Genomic DNA, 23,864 nt, shown 5'->3' with positions numbered 1-23,864 from the left:
TGTCCGCGGCCCCCTCTCAGTCCGTGAACCCGTGGTGGGTGATCTCCAGCACCTCGGTCGCCACCGCCGGGCCGGCCGGGTCCAGGGTGGGACCGGTCCAGCTCACCGGCAGCACGTCGATCAGCCCCCAGCGGGCGACCTCCGACCCGTCCGCGCGCAGCGCCGCGATCTGCGCGGTGGGCCGCTTGATGCCCGTCTGCACCGACGAGATCCACTTGGCGACCTTGGCGGTGTCGGGCGTGAGCGGGCGGGTCAGCCGGATGGTGGAGAACGTGACACGCGTGGGCAGTTGCCAGACGAAGCCGTTGTTGCCGCCCTCCTGGCGTTGCTCGACCTCCACCTGGGACGCCAGCCCCTCGCAGCCGTTGAAGTAGCCGAGGCTCTCGCCGTCGATGCTGAGGCTGAACCAGATGGTGGAGCCCGGGTCCTGGCGGGACATCGCAGGTGGGCCTTTCTGTCGTTCCTGGCGGGTGGTTCCTGGGTGCTGCCGGTCGGTGGTGCCGGTCGGTGCTGCCGGTCGGTGGTGCCGGGCCGGCCGGTGGAGTGCCGGCCGGGGGTGCGGTGGCGCGCCGGTCAGTGGCGGGGATCGCGGAGTCTGCCGATCCGTTCGCGGTCCATTCGCAGCTCGGTGCGGATCAGCCGGGTGACGCGGCCGATGATCCGGTGCACGAGCTCGTCGAGCTGGAAGTCGGTGAGTTCCCTGGGGTCGAACGCGCCCGGCGGGATCTCCGCGTGCTCCGACGGCGGAGCGCCGGGGGGCGGGCCGCCGGCACGGGAGGTGTGCGCGGGCGCCGGCGGTGGCGGCGGTGCGGTGGAGGGAGCGGCGGGTACCGCCCTGGCCTGCACGGTGGTCGGGACGGCGGCCGGCGCGGCGGGTGCGACGGGTGTGGCGGGTCCGACGGCGCCCGCGCCCCGGTTTCCCGGCGGCGTCGGCTCGCTGTTCTTCCGGAACCGCTGGACGACGGGCAACGGCGCGGCCGGAGCCGCGGGCGCCGAGGGCGGCGTGAGCGCCGCCGCGGGCGCCGACGCCACGGAGAACGGGGTCGGGGGGCGCGGGGAGTCCGGGTGCCCGTGGTCCGGCCCGGCGGGGGCCGTCGAGGCCGCCCGCTGGAGCGCGACCGGACCGGACGGCGACAACGGCGGTCGCGTCACCGCGGGCGTCGCGGCGAGGGCGTCGGGTGCGGTCGGGGCCGCCGGGGCGAGCAGCGGAGCGAAGCCGGTGGGAGCCGTGGGCAGGGGCGCCCCGAGGGGCGGGCGACGCCGGGCCGGACCGGCGGCCCCGTCGGCGCGCTGGACGACGGGCGGGGGAGTCCCACCGGGGGCGGGAGCGGACGCCGACTCCGGCCCGCTCGACGGACCGCGCCGGACGAACGGGTCACGCGGCGGCGAGGCCGCGGCATCGGCGGACGGGCTCGCTTCGGCCGAGGAAACGCGCTGGACCACCGGGGCGGGCGGAGCCGCCGGACCGAGCCGGGTGCTCGGGACAGGTTGGTGAGTCGGTACCGGTCGGTGCGAGGGGCCGGGCCCGGTCGAGGGAACGGACCGGTGCGCGGTGTTCGGCCGGAGCAGTGGGCCGGAAGGGGCAGGCGGGCCCGCGACGGTGGGTGCGGTCGGCCGGACGGCTGCCGCGGGAAGGACGGCCGGGGCGCTGGGCCCGGCTGATGGCCGCGGGGCGGCCGCGGGGTTCGGCTGGGCCGCCGCCTCCGGGGAGGCGGCGGCGCCGGTTCCGGCTGCCGTGTCGGGACCGGCCGGGGCGGTCGGCCGGGCAGCGGGGCTGGACAGCGGTGTGCGCCCCGGGCGGGACGAAGAGCTGCGCTGGACCGGCGGAGTCGGCGGGGCCGACTGGGCGGGCGGGGCCGGAGGGGCGGGCGGAGCGGACGGGGTCGGCGGGGTCGGCTGAGCGGACGGGGCCGGCTGGGCGGGCGGGTCGAGCGGTACCGAGGCGTGGGGGCGGGCGGGAGCGGTCGGCCGCGTCGAGGAGTGGGGCCGTGCCGTCGGATCGGGGGAGGCGGCGGGGGCCGGTTCGACGCGCGGGGCGGGCCGGGCGGACGCCTGCGGGCCGACCGGAGGGGTCGGCCCGGATCGCGGGGTCGCCGGGACGTCGGGCCGCGCGGAGAGGGGGGCGCCGAGACCGACGCGGGGAGAGCGACGGCCGGTGCTTCGCTGGACGGCCGGTGAGGCGGTCGGCGAGCCGCCGACCGAAGTGGTGGTCGCACGCGGGGAGGACGCGGCGGAACCGGGGGCGGTGGAGCCGGTCTCCGGCCGGTCCGCCTTCTCGCCCGGTACGGGAGCGCCGACGCCCGGCGTGTGCACGGGTCGCGCGGAGCCGGCCGGGCGTGCCCCGCCGGTCGTGGTGGCCGGAGTGGACGGTGCGGTGCTGGGAAGGCCGGCCGCGGAGCGGTCCGGGTCAGCGGGACCCGGAGCGGGGGCCGACGGAGTCGTACGGGCGCCCGCGGCCGATGACCGGCGCTGGACGGCGGGCCGTACCGCCTCGCCGGCGGATCCGCCGGGGGCGGCGCCGGGCGCCGGGGCGGTGCCGGGTCCCGAGGCGGCGCCTGGCCGCGGGGCGGCACTCGGCCTCGGAGCGGCACTCGGCCTCGGGGCGGTGCCCGGCCCAGGCACGCCACCCGGGCCCGAAGCGGTGTCCGGCCTCGGAGCGGCGCTCGGCTCCGAGGCGGCGTCGGAACCCGCGGCAGTGTGACGCTGAAGTGCGGGGGCGACCGGGTTCCCGGGCACGCCGGTGCGCCGCGTCGTCTCCGTCGCGGGGACCGGAGCGGCAGCCGAGCGGCCTACCGTGCTCCGCGTGGGGCCACTCGCGGTCTCACCGGAGGCGGGCGCCGCGGCCGCGGGCGGGTGGGGGGCCTCGGTGGAGCCGGAGCCATGGGACGTGCGGCCGCTCTCCGTGGCCACGGATCTCTGCACCGGCGGCTCGGAACGCACCGACGCCGACGGCGTGGCAGGCGTCGGCCGTGCCGAACCGGTGCCGATTCCGGCACGGGGAGCCGTGTCCGTGGGCGTCGTGGTCCGGGGCGCGCCCCGCGTTCCGGCGCTCGCCCGCTCCGAGGCCGCCGCCGAGCCGTGGCCGCCGGCCACCGGGGCGTCGCCGCCCGGCGGGACCGCGGCGGGGCGCCCGGGCGCGGTGCTCGGGCTGCCCCCCGAGGCCCGCGTGGTGCCCCGGCTGCCTTCCGCGGCCGGGGCCGGCGTCCCGTCCGCGGTACCGCTGCCGGCCGGTGCGGCCTCCGTTCCGGAGGTCCGGCCGGCCGGCGGCACGGTCGTCCGCCGGGACACCGGAAGCGTCCGGTGCCGTGTCGTCGAGGCGTCCCGCCGCGCCTGCGTGAGGGATCCCGGACGGGACGACGAGCCGGCCGGAACCGGGCTCAGCCGCGGTCCGGAGGCGGGAAGCGGCAGTTGAGCCGCAGGAGCGGAGGACGGCTGCGGTGTCACCACGGGGACGGCCGTCGCAGACGTCGCAGACGTCGTGGATGTCGCGGCACCCTCGGCCGCACCGGCCCGTTGCACCGTGGGCGTGGGCGTGGGCGTGGGCGTGGGCGTGGGCGTGACGGCGGACGAGGCCGACGGGCCGGGGACGGTTGGGCCGTTCGCCGTGCCGGCGGCGGTGTACCGGCCCGAGCCGCCCTCCGCGCGGACGACCTGAGCACGCCCCGAACCACCGGGTGCTCCGGTTGCTCCAGGCGCAGCAGGGGCGTGGGACGTCCCAGGCACCCCGGACGCCCCGGGCACGCCGGATACTCCCGGCGCAGTCGGCGCAGTCGGCGCGCCCGGCACTCGCGGGGCGACCCACCGCAGTGGTACCGCGGGCTTCCGTTGCACCGTCGGTCCGGGACCCGCCGACGGCAGGGCCGCCGCGGGTTGCTCCAGGCCCGCGACCGGGCGGGCCGACGACGGGTGCGCCGTGCCGCCGAGGACCGCGCTCGAACGCCCGTCCAGGACGGCGTGGGACGCCGTGCCCATGAACGACGGGTTCTGCCAGGTGGGCAGCCGTCCGCCGAACCCGGAGTCGGCGACCCCGGCCGGGTCCGGCGCCAGTGCCCGCTGGATGGGCGGCAGCGCCGGCCAGGACGCGGGCATCGCCGTACGACCGCGGTCCCAGGACTCCGAGGCACCGCCGGACGGCGTACCCGACGGCACCCCGGCGTCGGCGGCCACGCCCGTGGCCGCCCTGTCGTCCCCGTCTTCCGTCCGCCCGCGGAACCGGTCCAGGAAACCCACCGCTCAGCCCTCCGCCCCGGCGCGCGTCACCAAGGACACGATCTCGCCCGTGTAGCGGCGGCGGTCGTGGTGTTCCAGGTCCAGGATCTCCTCCAGGCTCCAGTGGAAGTGGTAGGCCACGTACGCGATCTCCTCGTGCAGCCGGTCGGTCGCGTACGTCACGATTCCCCCAGGCGGCTCCCGCCGAGTTCCACCTCGAAGGGCTCCGAGCAGTGCGGGCACCGCACGGCGGCGCGGGTGTGGCCCTCGGCGTTGATCTGACGGTAGAAGTCCTGGAGGAACGCCAGGTCGGAGGCGAACATGTTCTCCACGATCCCGTCGTGCACCATGGGCAGCGTGCCGAGGCGGGTGATGACCCGGCCGAGCAGGACGACAGACAGGTACGCCGGATTCTCCTGGACCCGCACGTCCCGCAGGGGGACGAGTTCGTCCCGCGCCGTGGAGAGCCGCATCGTCCCGTCCCGGTGGACGGCGCCCGACTCGTCGACGTAACCGCGGGGCAGCTGGAAGGCGAACTCGGTGCGCAGAGCCTCCTGCTGAACCGGGTGCTGCCCGCCCGGCGGGGGGACGGCGGCCGCGGGAGCCGGCCCCGGGCCCGGGGCCGGTACAGCCCCTTGGCCCGGTCCCGGAACCTCCGTGCCCGTCTCCGTCGCCGCCTGCGCCGCGTCCGGGCCGGCGTAGGAGACGGAGCTGCCGGCCCTGGCAGCCGAACGCCGCATTATTCGATGACCAGTTCTTCGAACGTGATGGTCACGGTCTCGGTGAGGGCGGCCGCCTCGCCCGCCTTCACCGTGCTGGCGTCGATCTTGCTGCACCAGGCGTTGCGCAGGTGGTAGCGCTTCACCGGGTTGTTCTGGAAGTCCATCATGATGATGGAGGCGTTCTTGCGGGCGGTGGTCATCTGCCCGGTGATGGACTGGTTGATCCATTCGGTGAACGAGGCCGACTGGGTCATGCCGCGTACGACCGTGCAGGTGCCGTTCTTCTTCACACCCGGCAGGTTCTTGACCACGTTCTGGCCGTTGGGGGTGTTCTGCTGGTAGGTGATGACGTCCTGCTCGATGCTGAGGCCGCTGACCTCGGCCAGGTACTCGACCATCACGCCGTCGATCTGGAGGCCGAAGTTGTGTGAGGTGAGGGCGTCACCCGGCTGGAGACTCATGAGTTCGCTGTCCTTCTAGGGGTGTTGAAGACGACCGGGGCGGGCGGGAGGTGGGCTACTCCTCCAACTCGCCGTTGCCGCTCGAGAACTGGGCCAGCCGGAAGATCACGAACTCGGCCGGCTTGACCGGCGCGATGCCGATCTCGCAGATCACCCGGCCGACGTCGACCGACTCCGGCGGGTTGGTCTCCTCGTCGCACTTGACGTAGAAGGCCTCCTCCGGGCGCTGCCCGAACAGGGCTCCGCTGCGCCACTCGTTGACCAGGAACGCCGAGATGTTGCGCCGGATACGGGCCCACAGCGCGTGGTCGTTCGGCTCGAACACCACCCACTGGGTGCCGATCAGGATCGACTCCTCCAGGTAGTTGAAGTACCGGCGGACGTTCAGGTAGCGCCACGCCGGGTCGGAGGACAGCGTGCGCGCGCCCCAGATCCGGATGCCCCGCCCCGGGAAGGCGCGGATGCAGTTGACGCCGATCGGGTTGAGCAGGTCCTGCTCCCCGCGGGTGATCTGGATCTCGAGGTCCACCGCGCCGCGTACGACCTCGTTGGCGGGCGCCTTGTGCACGCCGCGCTCGGAGTCGTTGCGGGCCCAGACGCCGGCGACGTGGCCGCTCGGCGGGATCAGCCGGGACTGGCCGCTGCTGGGGTCGAACGCCTTGATCCACGGGTAGTACAGGGCGGCGTACTTGGAGTCGTAGCCGGCCGTCTCCTGCCGCCAGACCCGGATCTGACGGGCGTTCAGGCCGGGCGGCGGGTCGATGACGGCGACCCGGTCGCCCATCAGCTCGCAGTGCGCGATCAGCCCGAGCTGGACGGCCTTGACCGCCTCCAGGTCGATCGCGCCCCGCTGGTAGGCGGCCATCAGGTCGGGCACCGCGACCATGGAGACCTCGTCGACGGCCTCCAGACCGCCGAAACCGGTGCGGTCCGCCGAGTCGCCGAGGTACTGGGCCGGGCCCGGGTGGGACTCCGGTGCCGCGTCGGCGGCCGGGCCGGCGGGGGCCGGCACGGGCGCGGGCGCGGCGAGGGCCACCGTCTGGTTGTCGGGGCGGACCAGCTGCGCGGCCGGCGCGGCCTCGGTCACGGTGATGAGCTTGGAGCGCTCCTTGACCTGCGTGACGACGTAGTTGCGGCCGCCCTTCTTGGCGGTCACGTCGAACGTCTCGACGGCCTTGTCGCCGTCCTTGACGATCAGCCGGAACCGCTCGGCCGGGCCCTCGCCCTCCGGGTCGGCGACCTCGACGCTCAGCGAGCCGCTGTCGCCGGAGGCGATGGCGGTCACGGTGAAGGTGCCGAGTTGCCGCGGCTCGCCGGACGGCAGCGCGGCCGGGGCGGCGGCGGAGCCCACCGCGGCGGGCGCCGCACCGTTGCGGCCGGCCGGGGCGCCGCCGTCCAGGGACGCGCCCTCGGCGGAGCCGCCCACGCGCACGACGTAGGCCGCCGTGCCGCCGTTCTGGAAGAACCCGTAGACCGAGTGGGCGAGGTAGTACCCGTCGGTGAACTCACCGAAGGCCGCGACGTACTGGCTCCAGTTGGTCACCAGAGTCGGCTCGTTGAGCGGGCCGGCCGGGGCGAGCCCCACGAAGGCCGCCACCGAGGTGCCCACACCCTCGATCGGGCGCGAGCCGCTGGCCACCTCCTCGACGTAGACGCCGGGCGACAGGTAGGACGGCATGCTTCGCTCTCCTCGGGGTACGAGTCAGGAACGGGTCCACCCTCACGCGCGAAGCGCGGCGGCCGAAACGTCCTGCGGTGCCGGGGTCGGGGCACTTTCCTTGCCCACAAGGGCAGGGCGCCGGGCCACTCGCGGCCTTGTGCAAGCGCTCTCCGGCGTGCGGCACGGCCCGGTGAGGCGCCGCTCCACCGCCTTCCCCGGCGGCAGGACGCGGACCGCGTTCTCGCGGGTCAGGGCCCCTGAACCGGTCTTGATGATCTTTCGGGCACCTGCTGTGCGCGGGAGACTCCTGACCGGGACACCGCGGATTCGTAACGTCGTCGCGTGAGCCTTTGGACTTCTCTGGAGCCGGCGTCGGCGACTGTCGATCCTGGCGGTAGCGCGCGTGTGCGGTTGCGGTTGCGTAATACCGGTGACGTGGTGGATGAGTACCGGTTCGAGCCGGTGGGTGATGTGGCTCCGTGGACGTCGGTGGAGCCGCGGACTCTGCGGTTGTTCCCGGGGACGACGGGGACGGTGGAGTTGACGTTCGCGCCGCCGCGTACTCCGGATGCGGTGGCGGGTCCGAATCCGTATGCGGTGCGGATCGTGCCGACGGAGCATCCGGAGGCGGTGACGGTTCCGGAGGGGAACCTGACGATCACTCCGTTCACCGAGGTGCGGGCGGAGTTGGTGCCGTCGACGGTGAAGGGGCGTTTCCGGGGGCGGCCGCGTCTGGCGGTGGACAACCTCGGCAACACGAAGGTCACGGCGTCGGTCAGCGGCAGTGACAACGGTGATCAGTTGTCGTACGAGATCCGTCCGGGGAATGTGCAGATCGAGCCGGGGCGGGCCGCTTTCGTGAAGGCGACGTTGCGGCCGCGGAAGATCATCTGGTTCGGGTCGAAGGAGCAGCGGCCGTACACCCTGGCCGTGCAGCGCTCGGGTGTGACTCCGTTGCCGGTGGAGGGCACGTTCGTCCAGCGCGGGTTCCTGCCCCGCTGGCTCGCCACGTTCCTCGGCTTCGCCCTGGCCCTCACCCTCGCGTTCGTCATGTTCTGGATCGCCTACAAGCCCGACGTGCGCAGTCTCGCCGGGGAGCAGGTGGCGGACATCGCCGTCACCGAGCTGCCGACCGCCATGCCGTCGGTCGGCCCGCTGCCGTCCGGAGCGGGGTCCCGGGGCGCCGGGATCGACCTGGCGGACGGCGGGAGCGACGGGGCGGGCGACAACGCCGCCACCGGCGGTGACGCCGCGACCGGCGGTGACGACGGATCGAGCACGGGCGGCGGAGCCACCGGCTCCGGCTCCGGCGGTGAGCCGGCCGCGGGTACCTCCGGCGGGTCTTCGGGGGGCTCCGAGGAGGAGGGGCCGGGCAGTCCGCTGCCCTTCCGGCCGGGCGACGGGCCCAATCTGTTCGTGCAGTTCGCGCAGGTCAGAATGGCCACGTTCCCGGAGACCTCCCCGTGCCGGCTCACCGAGGACCACACCGTGGGGGTCATGGACACCGCGACGGTCAACGCCTTGAAGTGCTGGCAGCAGCAGGTCGACGGCATCTACGACGGCGTCATGGCGCAGACCGACGGGCTCGGCAACCTCGGCCGCTCCACCATGACGGCCCTGCTGATGGCCCATCTGGGCAAGAAGACGGCCGATCTCCAGCCCGGCAACGACAACGCCAACGTGGTCTGGTTCAACAGCGTGCTGCTGTGGGCCACCTACGACCGGTTCACCGACGACGTGGTCTCCACACAGAGCCTGTTCATCCGGTCGAACATGCAGTACCTGCAGGGTGTCAAGCCGCGTGCGCACAGCCCCGTCAACGACGCCCTGAGCGACAGGATCGCGCTCTACCAGCGGGAGATGGGCATCCCGGTCACCGGGAAGGCGGACGACACGACCTTCCGGATGCTGCACGGGGGAAGGGTCGTCAGCCAGGACCAGCCCGGTGAGGTGACCGCGGGCAACTACCCGCCCCTCCCGGCGACGGACCAGTAGGAGTCCACGACGGAGCCGGACGGCCCGGACGGCCCGGACGGCCCGGACAGTGCGGACAGGACGGACGACTCGGACAGTGTGCGCGGCGCGCAGGGCGCGTGGCCCGGGCCGCGACCCCGGTCGCTGTCCGGGCTCCGGGGGTGGGGCCTGCCTCCCCTTCGGGCAGCGATCGTGCCCCCACGCCTGCTGACGGGCGAAGGGGGCCGGCCATAGCGTCGACCCAGTGAGCCTTTGGACTTCTCTGGAGCCGGCGTCGGCGACTGTCGATCCTGGCGGTAGTGCGCGTGTGCGGTTGCGGTTGCGTAATACCGGTGACGTGGTGGATGAGTACCGGTTCGAGCCGGTGGGTGATGTGGCTCCGTGGACGTCGGTGGAGCCGCGGACTCTGCGGTTGTTCCCGGGGACGACGGGGACGGTGGAGTTGACGTTCGCGCCGCCGCGTACTCCGGATGCGGTGGCGGGTCCGAATCCGTATGCGGTGCGGATCGTGCCGACGGAGCATCCGGAGGCGGTGACGGTTCCGGAGGGGAACCTGACGATCACGCCGTTCACGGAGGTGCGGGCGGAGTTGGTGCCGCCGACGGTGAAGGGGCGTTTCCGGGGGCGGCCGCGTCTGGCGGTGGACAACCTCGGCAACACGAAGGTCACGGCGTCGGTCAGCGGCAGTGACAACGGTGATCAGTTGTCGTACGAGATCCGTCCGGGGAATGTGCAGATCGAGCCGGGGCGGGCCGCTTTCGTGAAGGCGACGTTGCGGCCGCGGAAGATCATCTGGTTCGGGTCGAAGGAGCAGCGGCCGTACACGCTGGCCGTGCAGCGTTCGGGTGTGAGCCCGTTGCCGGTGGAGGGCACGTACGTCCAGCGTGGGTTCCTGCCCCGCTGGCTCGCCACGTTCTTCGGTGTCCTCCTGGCGCTGTCGGTGACCTTCGTCATGCTCTGGATCGCCTACAAGCCGAACGTCGCCTCCGGCGCCACCGAGAAGATCGCCGAGGCCGGGAGCACGCTGGCGCCGTCCCCGACACCCGCCCCGGTCCAGCCCGCGCCCGCGTCCCAGCCCGCGCCGGCGCAGACGCCGGAGGCACCGGCCGGCACCGGCGGGGACACCGGCGGCGACGGCGGCGACGGTGACGGCTCGGGAGGAGGCAGCGGCGGTTCGGGCGGCGGCGCGCCGACCAAGGAGCAGCCCAAGCCGGTGGTGCCCGCCCAGAACGTCGTACTGCGCAACACCACCACCAAGAAGTGCGCGGACATCCCGGGCTACGAACAGGGCCAGAAGGACGGCCCCGTGCGCGAGTACACCTGTGACGGGACCGCGCACGACAACCAGCTGTGGGACCTGGAGGTGAGGTACCCGAAGGACGGACCCGGCGGCCGGCCCCTCTTCCAGATCCGCAACGTCAAGGACCAGCTCTGCATGGACCTGCCCTACAACGGCGCCGCCCCCGTCCAGTCCCCGATCACCGAGTTCACCTGCGACGGCACCACCGGCGACAACCAGCTCTGGTGGGTGGACAAGCAGGAGAGCGGCGCCTACTGGATCCGCAACTTCGCCAGCGACAACAAGTGCCTGGACGTCGCGGGCACCAGCGACGGCGGCGACGACACACCGCTCACGCTCTACGACTGCACCAACACCGACGACCAGGAATGGCTGATCATCCCCCAGACGGGCGGCTGACATGAGCGGTCTGTGGACTTCTCTGGAGCCGGCGTCGGCGACTGTCGATCCTGGCGGTAGTGCGCGTGTGCGGTTGCGGTTGCGTAATACCGGTGACGTGGTGGATGAGTACCGGTTCGAGCCGGTGGGTGATGTGGCTCCGTGGACGTCGGTGGAGCCGCGGACTCTGCGGTTGTTCCCGGGGACGACGGGGACGGTGGAGTTGACGTTCGCGCCGCCGCGTACTCCGGATGCGGTGGCGGGTCCGAATCCGTATGCGGTGCGGATCGTGCCGACGGAGCATCCGGAGGCGGTGACGGTTCCGGAGGGGAACCTGACGATCACGCCGTTCACGGAGGTGCGGGCGGAGTTGGTGCCGCCGACGGTGAAGGGGCGTTTTCGGGGGCGGCCGCGTCTGGCGGTGGACAACCTCGGCAACACGAAGGTCACGGCGTCGGTCAGTGGCAGTGACAACGGTGATCAGTTGTCGTACGAGATCCGTCCGGGGAATGTGCAGATCGAGCCGGGGCGGGCCGCTTTCGTGAAGGCGACGTTGCGGCCGCGGAAGATCATCTGGTTCGGGTCGAAGGAGCAGCGGCCGTACACCCTGGCCGTGCAGCGCTCGGGTGTGACTCCGTTGCCGGTGGAGGGCACGTTCGTCCAGCGCGGGTTCCTGCCCCGCTGGCTCGCCACGTTCCTCGGCTTCGCCCTGGCCCTCACCCTCGCGTTCGTCATGTTCTGGATCGCCTACAAGCCGAACGTCACCACCGGCGCCACCGAGAAGATCGCCCAGGCCGGGAGCACGCTCGCCCCCGCACCGGAGCAGAGCCGGCCACTGGAGCACGTCTCCCCGCCGGCGCCCGAGGCGGCCGATCCGCCGCGGGCCGGCGGGGGAGAGACCGAGCAGCCGAGCGGGTCGGACGGCTCCGGAAGCTCGCACGCGCCGGACTCCTCCGGCTCGTCGGGCGGGTCCGGCTCCTCCGGCGGGTCGGGTGGCTCGGGCGCCGACAAGCAGGACGGCGGCTCGAACACCCAGCCGAAGAAGCCCGTGGAGGCCGAGGGCCAGCTGATCATCGGGCAGGGGTCGAACCGCTGCGTCGACGTCACCGACTCGCAGGACGGCAAGGGCCGGGACGGCACCCGCCTCCAGCTCTGGGGCTGCGCGCGGACCCCCAACCAGAAGTGGAACTTCCTCGGCGACGGGACCGTCCGCTCGCTCGGCATGTGCATGGACGTGGCCTGGGGCTCCAGGGACGACGGAGCGGCGATCCAACTGGCCCGGTGCAGCGGCAACCCGGCCCAGCAGTTCGTGCTGAGCACCGAGGGCGACCTGGTGAACCCCCAGGCGAACAAGTGCGTGGACGCGGTCGACAACGGCACCGGCGACGGAACGAAGCTGCAGCTGTGGTCGTGCTCGGGAACACCCAACCAGAAGTGGCGGGTCCAGGACTGACCTCCCGGCCCGGGACGGACCTCCTGGCCCGGGACCGACCTCTCGGCCCGGGGCCGGACTGCCGGCCCCCGACCGGCCTCCCGGCCCGGGACTCGCGTCCCGGGCCGTGGCGGTGACCGGCTCCGCTACCAGGAGCCGTCGCCCGGGAGCAGCCGGCCCGCCTTGCGGTACTCGCGGCGGGCCCCCTCCAGCAGATCGGCGGCGGTGACCGGGCCGCCGTGGCCGGTGGCGAGGTACGCGGCGGTCACCACGGCGCTGCGGATCGAACCGCCGGCCAGCTCGAAGTCCTTCGCCACGACACCGAGTTCGACGTTCTCCTCGCAGGGCACGTGGGACAGGCTGTGCCGCCACAGGGCCAGGCGCTGCTGGACGTCGGGGAACGGGAAGTCGACGACCAGGTCGAGACGCCGGGTGAAGGCCTCGTCGATGTTGGCGCGCAGATTCGTGGTGAGCAGGGCGATGCCGTCGAAGGACTCCAGGCGCTGGAGCAGATAGGCGCTCTCCATGTTGGCGTACCGGTCGTGCGAGTCCTTCACCTCCGAGCGCTTGCCGAACACGGCGTCGGCCTCGTCGAAGAGGAGCACGGCGTCGGTGCGGTCGGCTTCGGTGAAGATCCGCTCCAGGTTCTTCTCGGTCTCGCCGACGTACTTGTCGACCACGGACGAGAGCTGGACGACGTAGAGGTCGAGGCCCAGTTCCGCCGCGACGACCTCCGCCGAGAGCGTCTTGCCGGTGCCGGACTCGCCGGCGAACAGGCCGAGGACGCCGCGTCCCCGGCCGCCGCCGGCGCTGAGCCGCCAGTCGCCGAGGACCCGGTCGCGGTGGCGGGCGCGCAGGGCCAGCTCGCGCAGTTGGGTCAGGGGCGCCTCGGGCAGGACCAGGTCGGTCCAGTCGACGGCGGGGCGGATCCGGCGGGCGTGCCGTTCCAGGCCCGAGGCGGACTGCCGGCGGGCGGCGGCGCGCAGATGGGCCGGGGAGAGCGGGGCGCCTTCGAAGCCGGCCAGGTCCTGGGCGGCGCGGGCGGCGCGGACCGCCCGGTCGTCGGCCAGGTGGTACGGCGCGACGGTGGCGGCCAGGTCGAAGCCGGGCTCCGCACCGAGGACGGTGGCCCAGGCGAGCACGGCCCCGGCGGCGCGCCGGGGCACCTCCAGCACGAGCGGGTCGGGAGCGCCGTGGTCGCACCACTGGGGGTCGTACGGGCGCGGACCGGTGATCAGCACGGGCAGGCCCGCCGCGGCCAGTTCCCGGACCAGCCGGTCCGGCTGCTCCGGCAGTCCGGACACGACGACCGCGCCGCCGCTCAGCCGTGCCTCGCGCAGCAGGTCGGGCACCTGGTCCTCGGGACCGGCGAAGTGCAGGGCGGCCAGCCCCGCGGTGCGCAGTGCGGTGGCGGCGCAGGTCAGGGCGTCGCCCTCGCGGCTCTCGCGGAGGTAGGCGGTGAGCGGGGGAGCGGCGGCGAGCCGGTCGGCCAGCCGGTCGGCGAAGCGGGTGAACTCCTCGTCCGCGCCGGGTTCCAGCACCGGCGCGGGCAACGGGCGCAGGTGCCCGGCGAGCGCGGGATCGGGGGTGTCGTCACCGATCAGGTGGGCCACGAGCCGGTCGGGCGCCCGCAGCGAACGGCTGAGGAAGGGGCGTTCGTGCTCCTCCACGACGAGCAGCCCCAGCGCGCACAGCGGGGCCGTGGGATGCAGCCGGGCCCGTGCGGTCGTCGAGTGGACGGGGATGCCGCACAGGTCCAGGGCGAGGGCGACGGTGGCCCGCCGCCTGCTGACGTCGTCGTTCAGGTAGCCGTACAGCGGTTCGAAGGTGCGGTCCAGATCGGGGGCGAGGGCGATGACCAGGAGGGCCGCGTCCAGCTCGGTCAGGCCGAGTCGCGCGCACAGTCCGGCCAGGCGGTCCCCGGGCGGGGCGGCGGGGCCGGGAAGGGTGCCGGGCGGGTCGCAGAGCACGGCCCAGGGCAGGGCGCCGGGCCCGGCCTCCGGATCGGGTACCGGCACGGCCCCGGGCATCGGATCCGCCGGGCGCAGCAACCGCCTTACGGCCTCCTCCGACAGGTACAGGCCGCGCAGCGGGTCCGCGGCCGTGGGGTCGCCGGCGGAGCGGTGCTCGACCAGCGGCGCGACCCGCTCGCGCAGCGCGGCCAGGCGGGCGAGCAGCGCGTCGGCGGGGTCGTAGGGCGGCGCGCCGTGGGCGGCGGGGCGCGGCACGGACGCGCGGGGCCCGGGGGCCGGCGCGACGGTGTCGCGGTCGCCGGGCGGGCCGGGTGTGGCGGACGGTCCCGTCGGGTCGGCCGTGAAGTCCCGCGGGTCCGGGTCCGGGTCCGGGTTCGGGGCGGTGGCGCCGTGCGCCGGGCCGCTCGGCGCGGTCACGTGGTGCCGTCCGTCCCGCGGGCGCGCCGGGCCGCCGTCCGGGCGTCCCGGGCCGCCGCCACCTGCCGGGGCCGGTGGGCGCGCTCCTCCGGCTCGGCCGGGGTGCCGTCCAGGGTGCGCATCCGGACCAGCGCGCCCTCGGTGACCGGCGGGCCGGCGTCGTACTCGGGGTAGGCCGGGAAGGGCACCGTGACCACCAGGTCCAGGGACGGCTTGAGTTCGCCGCCGAGCGCGGACCAGATCTCCGCCAGGGACCGGGACTCCGTCTGGAGACCGGCCACCGACAGCGGCACGACCATGCCCAACGCCGCGAGCGGCTCGGGAAGTTCGGAGGGCGGTATCAGCTCGCGCGGCAGCAGGGTGGCCAGCGCGGCGGACAGCAGCCGGTGTTCGTCCTGCGGCTGCCTGGTCCAGGCCGTGATCAGGTAGGACAGCCGGAACCAGCGCGGCGGCAGGCGCCGCTTGACGACCACGTCCCGTTCGTCGACCACGGGGAGGTGGCCGCGCTGGCGGCGGCTCGCGTCCTCCCGGATGTCGTACAGATAGGCGTTGATCGTGGGGGCGTTGCGGCGGGCGGCCCAGTCCCGGGTGGGTGCGTCGAAGGCGACGTCGATGCCGGAACCGGCCAGCGCACCACCGCCGAGCAGGGTTTTGAGGACCTCGTCCACTTCGTGGATCACCGTCGTGCTCCCGCCCTGCCGTGCTCTGCTCGCCGCTCAACTCAAGACCGTCGGACGGCCCTTCCCGGTACGCCGTCCTGGCCGGCCCGGCCGCCACCGCGGCCCGTCCCCGCCCGGGGCGCCGCACCGGCCCCCTCACAGGGACCGTCCGTCGCCCGTCACGGTCGTACGGTCGGACCTCCGCCGCCGTCCCGACCGATCCTGCCCCGCGCCCGGCCCGTCCCCGAGGCGCGGCGGGGACGGCCGCGGTGCACACCGCGCTGCCCGACGGGCCGGTGTCCGCTGCCCGTTCGGTCAGATGTAGCCTTCCCGCAGGGCATGTGCCACGGCGTGCGCGCGGTTACGCAGGTGCAGACGGGTGGTCAGCCCGTGGATGACGTTCTTGACGGTGCGTTCGGAGTAGGACAACTTGCCGGCGATCTCCCCGGTGTCGAGCCCCTCGGCGACCAGTCGCAGTACGTCCACCTCGCGCGCGGTCAGGCCCGAGGAGGGCACACCCGTGCGGCCGGCCGCGTTGCGGTGCAGCGTTCCCACCTGGTCGATGAGCCTGCCGAGCAGATCGGCGGGCAGGTCGCCGTCGCCGCGGGCGGCCGCGAGCACGGCCTGCACCAGGCGGTGCGCGGTGGCCTCGTGGCGCCACACGATGGCACCCACCCCGCACTCGATCACGTCGAGCAGTCCGGCCTCCCGCAGGGAACTCACGACGAGCACCGCTCGGGCGCCCTCGCCGCGCACCAGCCGGCGCAGCCGGGCCAGCGCGGCCTCGTCGAGTGCGTCGTCGACCAGCAGCGCCACCGTGCCGGGGCCCGCGCCGGCCTCCTCCCGCAGGTCGACCTCGGGGTACCGGCGCAGCTGGCTCAGCACCCCTTCGCGCAGGATCGGGTCCGTGGCGTGCACCGCCACCGGCACCCGGTCGGCGGGACCGGCCGTACCGGACTGCGTGATCCGCGATGAGCTGAGCAACCGTCTCCCCCAAGTCCACTTGCCCGTCGCCTCGGTGGGGCCGGTGGCGGGCTTACGCCCCTCACCCTTCCGGGACGGGAGGGACCCGCACAATCGTGGAGCACCACGAGAGGCACCACGAGAACAGGCGTAGGGACACCACGAGGGTGACCGTCGGTCCGGTTCCATCGGCCCGGCAGTCCGCCCCAGTGGCCCTTGTCACGTCACCGAGCAGCAGCGACGGACGTCCTCGAAGGCGGAGGACGTCACGGCCGACCGAGGAGGCAAGGGTGCCCGGACCGCAGCGGAGACAGCCGAGCGGACCACCGCGACAGTCCGCGCGGGCGGCAGTGTGCGACCCGGTGTGCGAGCCGGAGAGTGGGCAGGTGGGTGGGCAGGTGGGTTACGGCAGGCAGTGCGAACCGCCGCGGGAGCACCGGGAGGCCGTCGCGCTGCTCGCGGCCGGCGCCGCACGCGCCCGGGCCGGCGTCGGCGGCCTCGTGGTGCTGCGCGGGGCGACCGGTACCGGCCGGACCGCCGTCCTGGAGGCCGCCGGGCGGACCGCCGCCGAACACGGCATGCGGGTGCTGCGCGCCCGCTGCTCGCCCCGCGCCGCCCGCGTCCCCTTCGCCGTGGTGCGGCAACTCCTCGAAAGCGGAGGGGGGTTATACCGGCCCGGCGAGGAGCGGGAGCTGGCCGAGACGCTGTGGCGTACGTTGCGGGCGTACGCCGCCGAGGCCCCGCTGCTGGTGGCCGTGGACGACGTCCACCTCGCCGACGCCCCCTCGCACCGCTGGCTGGTGGAGACCGCCCGGCACGTGGACCGGCTCCCTCTGCCGGTCCTGCTGGCCGTCACCGAACGCAGCCAGTACGACGTGGACCCGCCCCGCCCGGGCTTCACGCACACCCTGTCGCACGCGCTCGTGCACACCCGCACCCTCGCCCCCCTCACCCCGGACTCGGCGGCCGGACTGGTGCGTGCCCGGTTCCCGGCCGCGCCGCCGGCCTGGACCGACGCATGCGTGCGGGCCGGCGCGGGCAGCCCGCTGCTCCTGCGTGCCCTCCTGGACGACCTCGGCGCCCCGGGCGGGCACCCCCGTGTGCCCGAGACGACGGCCGCGCTCTACCCGGGCGCCTACCCGGCGGCCGTGTCGTGGTGGCTGGACAGCGCCGGCCCCGCCACGGCGGAGGTCGCCCGGTCACTCGCCGTCCTGGACGAGGGATGGGACCGCGTGGGGCCGGGGGCCCGGACCGTGACAGCGCTCGCGGACCACACGGGGCGCGGGCCGGGTGACGGTTCCTTCGCCGCCGGCCGGCCCGCCGGGGCGTGGGGGCCGCCCGGCGGTGCTCTCACGGAGGGAGGAGGCAGCCCGCTGTGGGCGGTGGCCGGTGACGGGTTCGCCGTCGGCTGGGACGGCCCGGGGCACGGGCCGACGTCCGGTGACCCCGCCACCGGGTGGGAGCACACCGCTGGGGACCCGGACCGGTTCGGCGGTGCCGCCGCCGGCGGGCGGGCGCGCACCTGGCCCGGCGCGGCCCGCGGTACCTCCGCCGGGGGACCGGAGCACGGCGGGCGACGGCCGGCCGCCGACCCCGTCGGCGGACTGGCCGCGCTGCTCGCCGGACTGGCCGGGGCCGATCCGGCCAGGGTGGCCGGCTGGCTCACCGCCATGGCCGGACTGGGACTGCTGCGGCACGACCCGGACGGCCGCCCCCGCTACGCCCATCCCCTGCTGCGGGACGCGGTGCTCACCGGCGTGTCCGAGGCCCGGCGGCGCGCGGTGCACCGGACGGCCGCCGAGGCGACGCTGCACCGCGGCGCCCCCGCCGGGGCGGTGGCCCGGCAGCTCCTGCTGACCGGCCCGGTCGGCGCTCCCTGGGCACCGGAGGTGCTCCTGGAAGCCGCGCACCAGGCCCTGCGCGAGGAACGCCCCGACGACGCCGTGGCCTTCCTGCGCAGGACCCTGGACGAACACCTGCCCGACGAACGACGGCAACGGCTGCTGACCGAACTGGGGTCCCTGGAGTGCGCCGGCGGGGACCCCGCCGCCGGGATACCCCGGTTCACCGAGGCGCTGCGACTGCCCGGCACCCCGCAGGACCGGGTGCGGGCGGCCGTCGCGCTGGGCACCGCGCTGGCCGGCCGCGGCCGGGCCCGCACCGCCGTCGAGGTGCTGCGCTCGGTGGACGGACAGCTCACCGGGCACCCCGAGCTGGTGGGCGCCCTGCGCAGCGCCTCCGCGCTGTTGTCCGACCGCGACCAGACGGTGCGGCGCGACGTCTACCGGCTGCTGCGCGACACCGCCGACCGCTCGCCCGAGCTGGTCGGCCCGTCCGCCCGGGCACTGCTGGTGCGGTACGCGGCCACCGCCGGGCTCACCTCGGCAGGGGACGCCATGCGGCAGGTACGCGAGCTGCTCGCCGAGCCGGCCGACCCGCTGACCGAGCCGTTCCTGCTGGGCACCGCCGCCGCGATCGCCCAGTGGGCCGACGAACTCGACGAGGCGGAGCGGCTGGTGGACCGCGGCCTGGCCGGTCAGCGGCCCGGGCTGCTGCACCCCATGCACGAGGCGCTGCTCAACACACGGGCCGACATCGCGGCGGCGCGCGGCCTGTTCGGGGTGCTGCCGGCCGAACCGCCCGTCGCCTTCGCCGCGGGACCCGCCAACACCCACGCCCACACCCTGCTCGCGCTCGTGGAACAGAACCGCACGGCGGAGGCGCGACGGCTCGCGGACGACTTCGACCTGACGGCGGCACCCGACTCCTGGGAGCTGAACCGGTTCCTGTACGCGCGGGGGGTGCAGCGCGCCGCCTCGGGGGACCACGCGGGGGCACTGCACGAGTTCCTGGAGTGCGGGCGGCGCCAGGCGGCCCGCGAGGTGATCAGCCCGGTCGTCACCCCTTGGCGCACGGCCGCCGCCGAGTGCCGGCTCGCGCTCGGCAGCCCGCGCGAGGCGCTGGCGCTGGCCGAGGAGGAGCTGCGGCTGGCCCGGATCTGGGGCACGCCCCGCACGGTGGGCCGCGCCCTGCGGGTGCTGGGTGCCGCCACGGGCGGGCGGCGCGGCCTGGAGCTGGCCGCCGACGCCGTACGGCTGCTGCGCGACGCGCCGCCGGGCGCCGAACCGGAGCTGGTGGCCGCGCTGCTCGCCCAGGGCCGGCAGCTGACCGCCGCCGGGGAGCGTGCGCGGGCCCGCCAGTGCCTGCGGGAGGCGGCCGAACGCGCCGAACGCCTGGGCGCGCTGCGGCTGCGGACCCTTGCGGAGGAGGCGTTGCGCGAGGGCGGCGCGCGCCGGACCGCCGGCGCCCGCACCGGCTCCGGTTCCCTCACGGGCAGCGAGCTGCGCATCGCCCGGCTGGCGGCCGAGGGCCGTACGAACACGGAGATCGCGGAGCTGCTGCACCTGGCCCGCCGCACCGTGGAGACCCATCTCACCAGCACCTACCGGAAGCTGGGCATCCGGCGACGCGGCGAACTGCGCGACGCGCTGGTGCCGTGACCGGAAGGGTTCGCCGCGAGCCGTGGACCCTCCCGGTCGCGGTACCGGGCGCGGTCCCAGGGCCGGCTCGGTCCGTCGGCGTCGGCCGTGGGCGGTCCACTGTCGTCCGTGGGCCGTCCGTGGGCCGTCCGTGTGGGGCCTGGTCCGCCTCCGTCGGCTTCGGGCCGTCCGCTTCGGCTTCGGTCCGTCCGCTGTCGGCTTCGGTCCGTCCGCTGTCGGCCCTGGGCCGTCTTCCTCTTCGTCGGCCGGTCGCCGCAGGCCCCGGCCCGACTCCCCCGGCCGGTCGGGCCGTTCGCCGGCCGCTGCCGCCGGGCGGGCGAGGGCATCCGGCGGGCGCGTCCGGACCAGGGGGGCCGGTAACTCGACGACCCCCGCTTTTGAACACGTTCAATAACGGCGTACGCTCCTGCCCATGAGCGACAGAGCCGCCCTGCTCAAGGGCATCCGCGTCTGGCTGGTTCTCTTCGTCGTCTGCCTGGTGCTCAGCGGGGCCACCGCCTTCCCGCTGGTCCACGAACTGCGCTGGGCCGAGAGTCTGTTGCGGTACCTGTCCGTGCCCGAGCACCTTCCCGCGCTCATGGACTGGATCGAACGGGTCCGCCGCGGGCTCGACACCGCCGACGCCGAGTACCCGTTCCTGCTGTACGGCACGGACTGGTTGGCCTTCGCCCATCTCGTCATCGCGGTCGCGTTCTACGGTCCGTACCGCGACCCGGTCCGCAACATCTGGGTCGTGGAGTTCGGGATGATCGCCTGTGTGGGCATCGTCCCGCTCGCCCTGATCTGCGGGCCGGTCCGCGGCATCCCCCTCTGGTGGTCGGTGATCGACATGTCGTTCGGGGTGTTCGGGATCGTGCCGCTGTACGTCGTGCGACAGCGGATCAAACGGCTGGCGGCGCTGACCGAGGCCACCGCCGATGTCGCCGGCCGTGCGGACACCACGCGGGCCACGGCTACTTGAGGGCCGCCAGTGCGATCCGCTCGGCCACCGGGTTCATCTCCTCGCCCTTGGCGTCGGTGGAGCCGACCGAGTAGACGAGGGTGCGGCCGAGGTCCCGGGTGGCGGCGATCACCGAGCTGTAGCCGTAGCGGGCACCGGTCTTCAGCCAGTACACCCGGCCTGCGTACTCGAAGCGCTGGAGGCCCGCGCTGTAGGTGGCGCCCTTGATGTGCTTCGGGACGGTGAACATCTCGCGCAACTGCGGCCGCGGCACGAGGCGGCCCCGGAACAGCGCCTGCAGCAGCCGCTCCAGGTCGGCAGAGGTGGAGATCATGTCGCCGGCCGCCCACCGGTCCGCCTGGTTCCAGTCGGTGACGTCCACGAACTCCACCGTCCCGTCGGCCTTCCGCACCGCCTGGTACCCGTGGTTGTGCGGGCCGGTGATGCGGGGGTCGGTGCCGGGGAAGTACGTGTCCCGCATTCCGGCGGGGCGCAGCACCAGCCGGGTGGCCTCACAGGCGTACGACCGTCCCGTCACCTTCTCGACGAGCAGCCCGAGGATCGTGTAGTTGATGTTCAGGTAGTCCTGCCGGCTGCCCGGCGCGAACTCCGGTCCCTTCGCCACCGCCGACGCCACCACCTGCCGCGGCGTCAGCGTGTCGAAGCGGTGCGCGTACTGGTCCTCGAAGGAGTCGCCGAAGCCGTCGCCGGACTGGATGCCGCTGGTGTGGTTGAGCAACTGCCGTACGGTGATGGGCCGGAACCGCTTCGTGAGCAGGCCCGGCAGGTAGTGCTGGACCGGTGTGTCCAGATCGATCCTGCCCTGCGCGGCGAGCCGCAGCACGACCGCCGCGGTCACCACCTTCGTGGTCGAACCGGCCCGGAAGCGGGCGTCCGGGTCGGCCGCCCGCCCGCTCTCCAGATCGTGCACGCCCGCGCTGCCACGCCAGGCGCCGTCGGTGCCGCCGACCCGGACCAGGGCGACGGTGGCGTCCTGGTCCGGCAGCCCGGCGAGCGCGGCGGAGAGGGCCTCGGCGTCGGGGCCGGACGCGGCCGGCGCGGCCGTGGAGGACGGGGCGGCCGGTGCGGTGAACGCCTCCGCCGCCGTCAACGGCCCGCAGGCAAGGGCGAGGACGAGGCATCCGGCGGTGAGGACGGTGGTACGGGCACGCATCTGCTGCTCCTGGGGATCCATGAGTCCGAAAGGCTCTTGGCGAGCATCCTCAGGGCGTGCGGATCCCGGCGGATCGTCGGTGAGGAGGGCGCCCACCCCCGATATCCCCCGGAGCAAGTGCCATGCGGGACACGTCGGTTGTCGGGGCAGGCCCCCTAGGGGTGGGGCAGGCGCCCGGCACCGGCCGGGACGGAGGCGTTCCGGTCGGTGCCGGCCGACCCGGGCGTGCCGAGTGCCCGTGCCGGACGGAGCGCGTCACCGGCCGCGCAGCGCGCAGAGCACGTCGACCCGGTTCGTCGTGATCGAGTCGACGCCGAGGGCGAGCAGCCGGCGCAGTGAGCGGCGGGTGTCCGGGGTCCAGACGGACAGCAGCAGGCCGTCGTGGTGGACCCGGGCCGCGAGGTCCCGGTCCACCAGGCCGAAACGGTAGTTCAGCCACCGGGGCCGCACCGCGTCCAGCAGCCCCGCGCGCGGCGGCGCGAGCGAGGTCCAGGTCAGGGCGATCTCGGCGGACGGGTCGGCCGCGCGCACCGCGAGCATCGCCGCGGCGCCCGCGCAGTAGTACACACGGTCCTGTGCGCCGCACTCGCGGATCACCCCGACGATCCGCCGCACCGCCCGCGGATCGCCCGCGCCGGGCAGGTCGACCATCACGCGGCTGCCCTCCGTCGCGGCGAGCGCGTCCACGAGCGTGGGCACCCGGCCGTCCGTCAGCCCGCGCACCTCCTCGGCCGACAGCGAGCGCAGCGGCCGGTCGTGCGCCCACAACCGCTTCAGCGACTCGTCGTGCAGCAGCACGGGAACGCCGTCCCGGGTCAGCCGTACGTCGATCTCCACCGCGTCCGCGCCCCGCTCCAGCGCGGAGCGCAGCGATGCGACGGTGTTCTCGCGGAAGCGGTAGGGGTCGCCGCGGTGGGCCACGGCGGTCACGGTCTGCATGGCCCCCATTGTGTCCCGGCTCAGGAGGTGAGCCACCGCTCGGTGTAGGCGTCGATCTCGTCGGCGATGCGCGCCTTGCCGGCCTCGTCGAGGAAGGAGGCGCGGACCGCGTTCTTCGCCAGCTCGGCGGTGCCCCGCTCGTCGAGGCCGAGGAGGCGGGCGGCCACGGCGTACTCGCTGTTGAGGTCGGTGCCGAACATCGGCGGGTCGTCGGAGTTGACGGTGACGAGGACACCGGCCTCGACGAACTCCTTGATGGGGTGCTCGTCGAGGGCGCGGACGGCGCGGGTGGCGATGTTGGAGGTCGGGCAGACCTCCAGCGGGATGCGGTGCTCGGCCAGGTGCGCGAGCAGCTTGGGGTCCTGGGCGGAGCTGGTGCCGTGGCCGATCCGCTCGGCGCGCAGCTCGGTCAGGGCGTCCCACACCGTCTCGGGGCCGGTGGTCTCACCGGCGTGCGGAACGGAGTGCAGCCCGGCGGCGATCGCCCGGTCGAAGTACGGCTTGAACTGGGGCCGCGGCACCCCGATCTCGGGCCCGCCGAGCCCGAACGACACCAGCCCCTCGGGCCGCAGCCGGTCGTCGGTGGCGAGCCGGACGGTCTCCTCGGCCGACAGGAGACCGGCCTCGCCGGGTATGTCGAAGCACCAGCGCAGCACGGTCCCGAAGTCGGCCTCGGCCGCCTTGCGGGCGTCCTCGATCGCGTCCATGAAGGCGCGCTCGTCGATGCCGCGCCGGGTGGAGGAGAACGGGGTGACGGTCAGCTCCGCGTAGCGCACCTGCTGGCGGGCCATGTCCCGGGCGACCTCGTACGTCAGCAGCCGGACGTCCTCCGGGGTGCGGATCAGGTCGACCACGGAGAGGTACACCTCGATGAAGTGGGCGAAGTCCGTGAACGTGAAGTAGTCGACCAGGGCCTCGGGGTCGGTGGGCACCTTGGAGTCGGGGTGGCGTGCGGCCAGTTCGGAGACGATCCGCGGGGAGGCCGAGCCGACGTGGTGCACGTGCAGTTCGGCCTTGGGCAGTCCGGCGATGAAGGCGTGCGGGTCGCGAGGCGCGCGCTGGTCGGTCAAGGGGTCCCTCCCCGGCGATGGCACCGCGGCCCGGCGGGCGCGGTGCGGGTGATCGGCTGATCGATGAGCACGACCATGGTAGGCGCCCGGGTC

18 protein-coding genes are annotated in these 23,864 nt (G+C 74.6%); 6 read left to right on the top strand and 12 right to left on the bottom strand.

All coding sequences use genetic code 11. The features are described from left to right. Positions 1-16: 16 nt before the first annotated feature. Both ACF061_RS17075 and ACF061_RS17070 read right to left on the bottom strand, forming a co-directional pair. Entirely contained in the window at positions 17-439 is a 423-nt protein-coding gene (locus ACF061_RS17075; protein WP_392267673.1) for a phage tail protein, read from the bottom strand. Between the two features lie 134 nt (positions 440-573). After that, positions 574-1,032, bottom strand: a complete 459-nt coding sequence (locus ACF061_RS17070) for an extensin (RefSeq protein WP_392267672.1) — start codon at positions 1,030-1,032, stop codon at positions 574-576. Between the two features lie 1,771 nt (positions 1,033-2,803). Between ACF061_RS17070 and ACF061_RS17065 the strand changes: the two genes are divergently transcribed. After that, on the top strand, positions 2,804-3,412 hold the full coding sequence (locus tag ACF061_RS17065) for a hypothetical protein (RefSeq protein WP_392267671.1): 609 nt from the start codon (positions 2,804-2,806) through the stop codon (positions 3,410-3,412). A gap of 821 nt (positions 3,413-4,233) precedes the next feature. Here the strand turns inward: ACF061_RS17065 and ACF061_RS17060 are convergent. The 4 genes from ACF061_RS17060 to ACF061_RS17045 are packed head-to-tail and all read right to left on the bottom strand — an operon-like array spanning position 4,234 to position 7,070. Further along, positions 4,234-4,392: a DUF6760 family protein gene (locus ACF061_RS17060; protein ID WP_392267670.1), complete on the bottom strand. Its 159-nt coding sequence runs from the start codon at positions 4,390-4,392 to the stop codon at positions 4,234-4,236. Beyond that, the gene (locus tag ACF061_RS17055) at positions 4,389-4,949 is read right to left on the bottom strand and encodes a hypothetical protein (RefSeq protein WP_392267669.1); all 561 of its coding nucleotides are present in this window, start codon (positions 4,947-4,949) and stop codon (positions 4,389-4,391) included. Before ACF061_RS17055 ends, ACF061_RS17060 begins: the two co-directional genes overlap by 4 nt. Beyond that, on the bottom strand, positions 4,949-5,392 hold the full coding sequence (locus tag ACF061_RS17050; protein WP_392267668.1) for a phage tail protein: 444 nt from the start codon (positions 5,390-5,392) through the stop codon (positions 4,949-4,951). The genes ACF061_RS17055 and ACF061_RS17050 overlap by 1 nt, the downstream gene beginning before the upstream one ends. 55 nt (positions 5,393-5,447) lie before the next feature. Further along, on the bottom strand, positions 5,448-7,070 hold the full coding sequence (locus ACF061_RS17045; RefSeq protein ID WP_392267667.1) for a phage tail sheath family protein: 1,623 nt from the start codon (positions 7,068-7,070) through the stop codon (positions 5,448-5,450). Positions 7,071-7,394: 324 nt separating this feature from the next. Between ACF061_RS17045 and ACF061_RS17040 the strand changes: the two genes are divergently transcribed. The 3 genes from ACF061_RS17040 (at position 7,395) to ACF061_RS17030 (ending at position 12,157) form a co-directional block, all read left to right on the top strand. Then, the gene (locus ACF061_RS17040) at positions 7,395-9,047 is read left to right on the top strand and encodes a peptidoglycan-binding protein (protein ID WP_392267666.1); all 1,653 of its coding nucleotides are present in this window, start codon (positions 7,395-7,397) and stop codon (positions 9,045-9,047) included. A gap of 223 nt (positions 9,048-9,270) precedes the next feature. Next, positions 9,271-10,725, top strand: coding sequence for an RICIN domain-containing protein (locus tag ACF061_RS17035; RefSeq protein WP_392267665.1), 1,455 nt, complete (start codon positions 9,271-9,273; stop codon positions 10,723-10,725). A 1-nt stretch (position 10,726) separates the two neighbouring features. Continuing rightward, complete coding sequence (locus ACF061_RS17030; protein ID WP_392267664.1) at positions 10,727-12,157, top strand: ricin-type beta-trefoil lectin domain protein; 1,431 nt, start codon at positions 10,727-10,729, stop codon at positions 12,155-12,157. Between the two features lie 125 nt (positions 12,158-12,282). On the opposite strand, the gene ACF061_RS17025 is transcribed toward ACF061_RS17030, so the two are convergent. From ACF061_RS17025 to ACF061_RS17015, 3 genes are all read right to left on the bottom strand, one after another. After that, entirely contained in the window at positions 12,283-14,364 is a 2,082-nt protein-coding gene (locus ACF061_RS17025; protein WP_392267875.1) for an ATP-binding protein, read from the bottom strand. Positions 14,365-14,522: 158 nt separating this feature from the next. After that, positions 14,523-15,206, bottom strand: coding sequence for a DUF4255 domain-containing protein (locus ACF061_RS17020; RefSeq protein ID WP_392267663.1), 684 nt, complete (start codon positions 15,204-15,206; stop codon positions 14,523-14,525). A gap of 294 nt (positions 15,207-15,500) precedes the next feature. Further along, the gene (locus tag ACF061_RS17015) at positions 15,501-16,169 is read right to left on the bottom strand and encodes a LuxR C-terminal-related transcriptional regulator (RefSeq protein ID WP_392267662.1); all 669 of its coding nucleotides are present in this window, start codon (positions 16,167-16,169) and stop codon (positions 15,501-15,503) included. A 365-nt stretch (positions 16,170-16,534) separates the two neighbouring features. Here ACF061_RS17015 and ACF061_RS17010 point away from each other — a divergent pair, with 365 nt between their 5' ends. Together ACF061_RS17010 and ACF061_RS17005 are read left to right on the top strand one after the other, a co-directional pair. Beyond that, on the top strand, positions 16,535-19,648 hold the full coding sequence (locus ACF061_RS17010) for an AAA family ATPase (RefSeq protein ID WP_392267661.1): 3,114 nt from the start codon (positions 16,535-16,537) through the stop codon (positions 19,646-19,648). Positions 19,649-20,060: 412 nt separating this feature from the next. Further along, complete coding sequence (locus ACF061_RS17005) at positions 20,061-20,609, top strand: hypothetical protein (RefSeq protein ID WP_392267660.1); 549 nt, start codon at positions 20,061-20,063, stop codon at positions 20,607-20,609. Here ACF061_RS17005 and ACF061_RS17000 read toward each other — a convergent pair. The 3 genes from ACF061_RS17000 to ACF061_RS16990 all read right to left on the bottom strand — a co-directional run bounded on the left by ACF061_RS17000 (position 20,602) and on the right by ACF061_RS16990 (position 23,771). Next, positions 20,602-21,762: a serine hydrolase domain-containing protein gene (locus ACF061_RS17000; protein ID WP_392267659.1), complete on the bottom strand. Its 1,161-nt coding sequence runs from the start codon at positions 21,760-21,762 to the stop codon at positions 20,602-20,604. The two genes, ACF061_RS17005 and ACF061_RS17000, sit on opposite strands and share 8 nt — an antisense overlap. Positions 21,763-22,017: 255 nt before the next feature. Next, positions 22,018-22,701 carry a glycerophosphodiester phosphodiesterase gene (locus ACF061_RS16995; protein ID WP_392267658.1) on the bottom strand — a complete coding sequence of 228 codons (684 nt, stop codon included), beginning with the start codon at positions 22,699-22,701 and terminating at the stop codon, positions 22,018-22,020. A 20-nt stretch (positions 22,702-22,721) separates the two neighbouring features. Beyond that, positions 22,722-23,771 (bottom strand): adenosine deaminase, encoded by a 1,050-nt coding sequence (locus tag ACF061_RS16990; protein ID WP_392267657.1) that lies wholly within the window; start codon positions 23,769-23,771, stop codon positions 22,722-22,724. Positions 23,772-23,864: the final 93 nt, after the last annotated feature.

This window comes from Streptomyces sp. NPDC015220 (assembly GCF_043079345.1).
Lineage (GTDB): Bacteria > Actinomycetota > Actinomycetes > Streptomycetales > Streptomycetaceae > Streptomyces.
This window is presented reverse-complemented; position numbering and strand designations above follow the sequence as displayed.

Excerpts from the sequence above, each read along its gene's own strand:
- ACF061_RS17075 (WP_392267673.1), bottom strand. The coding sequence starts at position 439 with ATGTCCCGCCAGGACCCGGGCTCCACCATCTGGTTCAGCCTCAGCATC.
- ACF061_RS17055 (WP_392267669.1), bottom strand. The coding sequence starts at position 4,949 with ATGCGGCGTTCGGCTGCCAGGGCCGGCAGCTCCGTCTCCTACGCCGGC.
- ACF061_RS17050 (WP_392267668.1), bottom strand. The coding sequence starts at position 5,392 with ATGAGTCTCCAGCCGGGTGACGCCCTCACCTCACACAACTTCGGCCTC.
- ACF061_RS17045 (WP_392267667.1), bottom strand. The coding sequence starts at position 7,070 with ATGCCGTCCTACCTGTCGCCCGGCGTCTACGTCGAGGAGGTGGCCAGC.
- ACF061_RS17030 (WP_392267664.1), top strand. The coding sequence starts at position 10,727 with ATGAGCGGTCTGTGGACTTCTCTGGAGCCGGCGTCGGCGACTGTCGAT.
- ACF061_RS17005 (WP_392267660.1), top strand. The coding sequence starts at position 20,061 with ATGAGCGACAGAGCCGCCCTGCTCAAGGGCATCCGCGTCTGGCTGGTT.
- ACF061_RS17000 (WP_392267659.1), bottom strand. The coding sequence starts at position 21,762 with ATGCGTGCCCGTACCACCGTCCTCACCGCCGGATGCCTCGTCCTCGCC.
- ACF061_RS16995 (WP_392267658.1), bottom strand. The coding sequence starts at position 22,701 with ATGCAGACCGTGACCGCCGTGGCCCACCGCGGCGACCCCTACCGCTTC.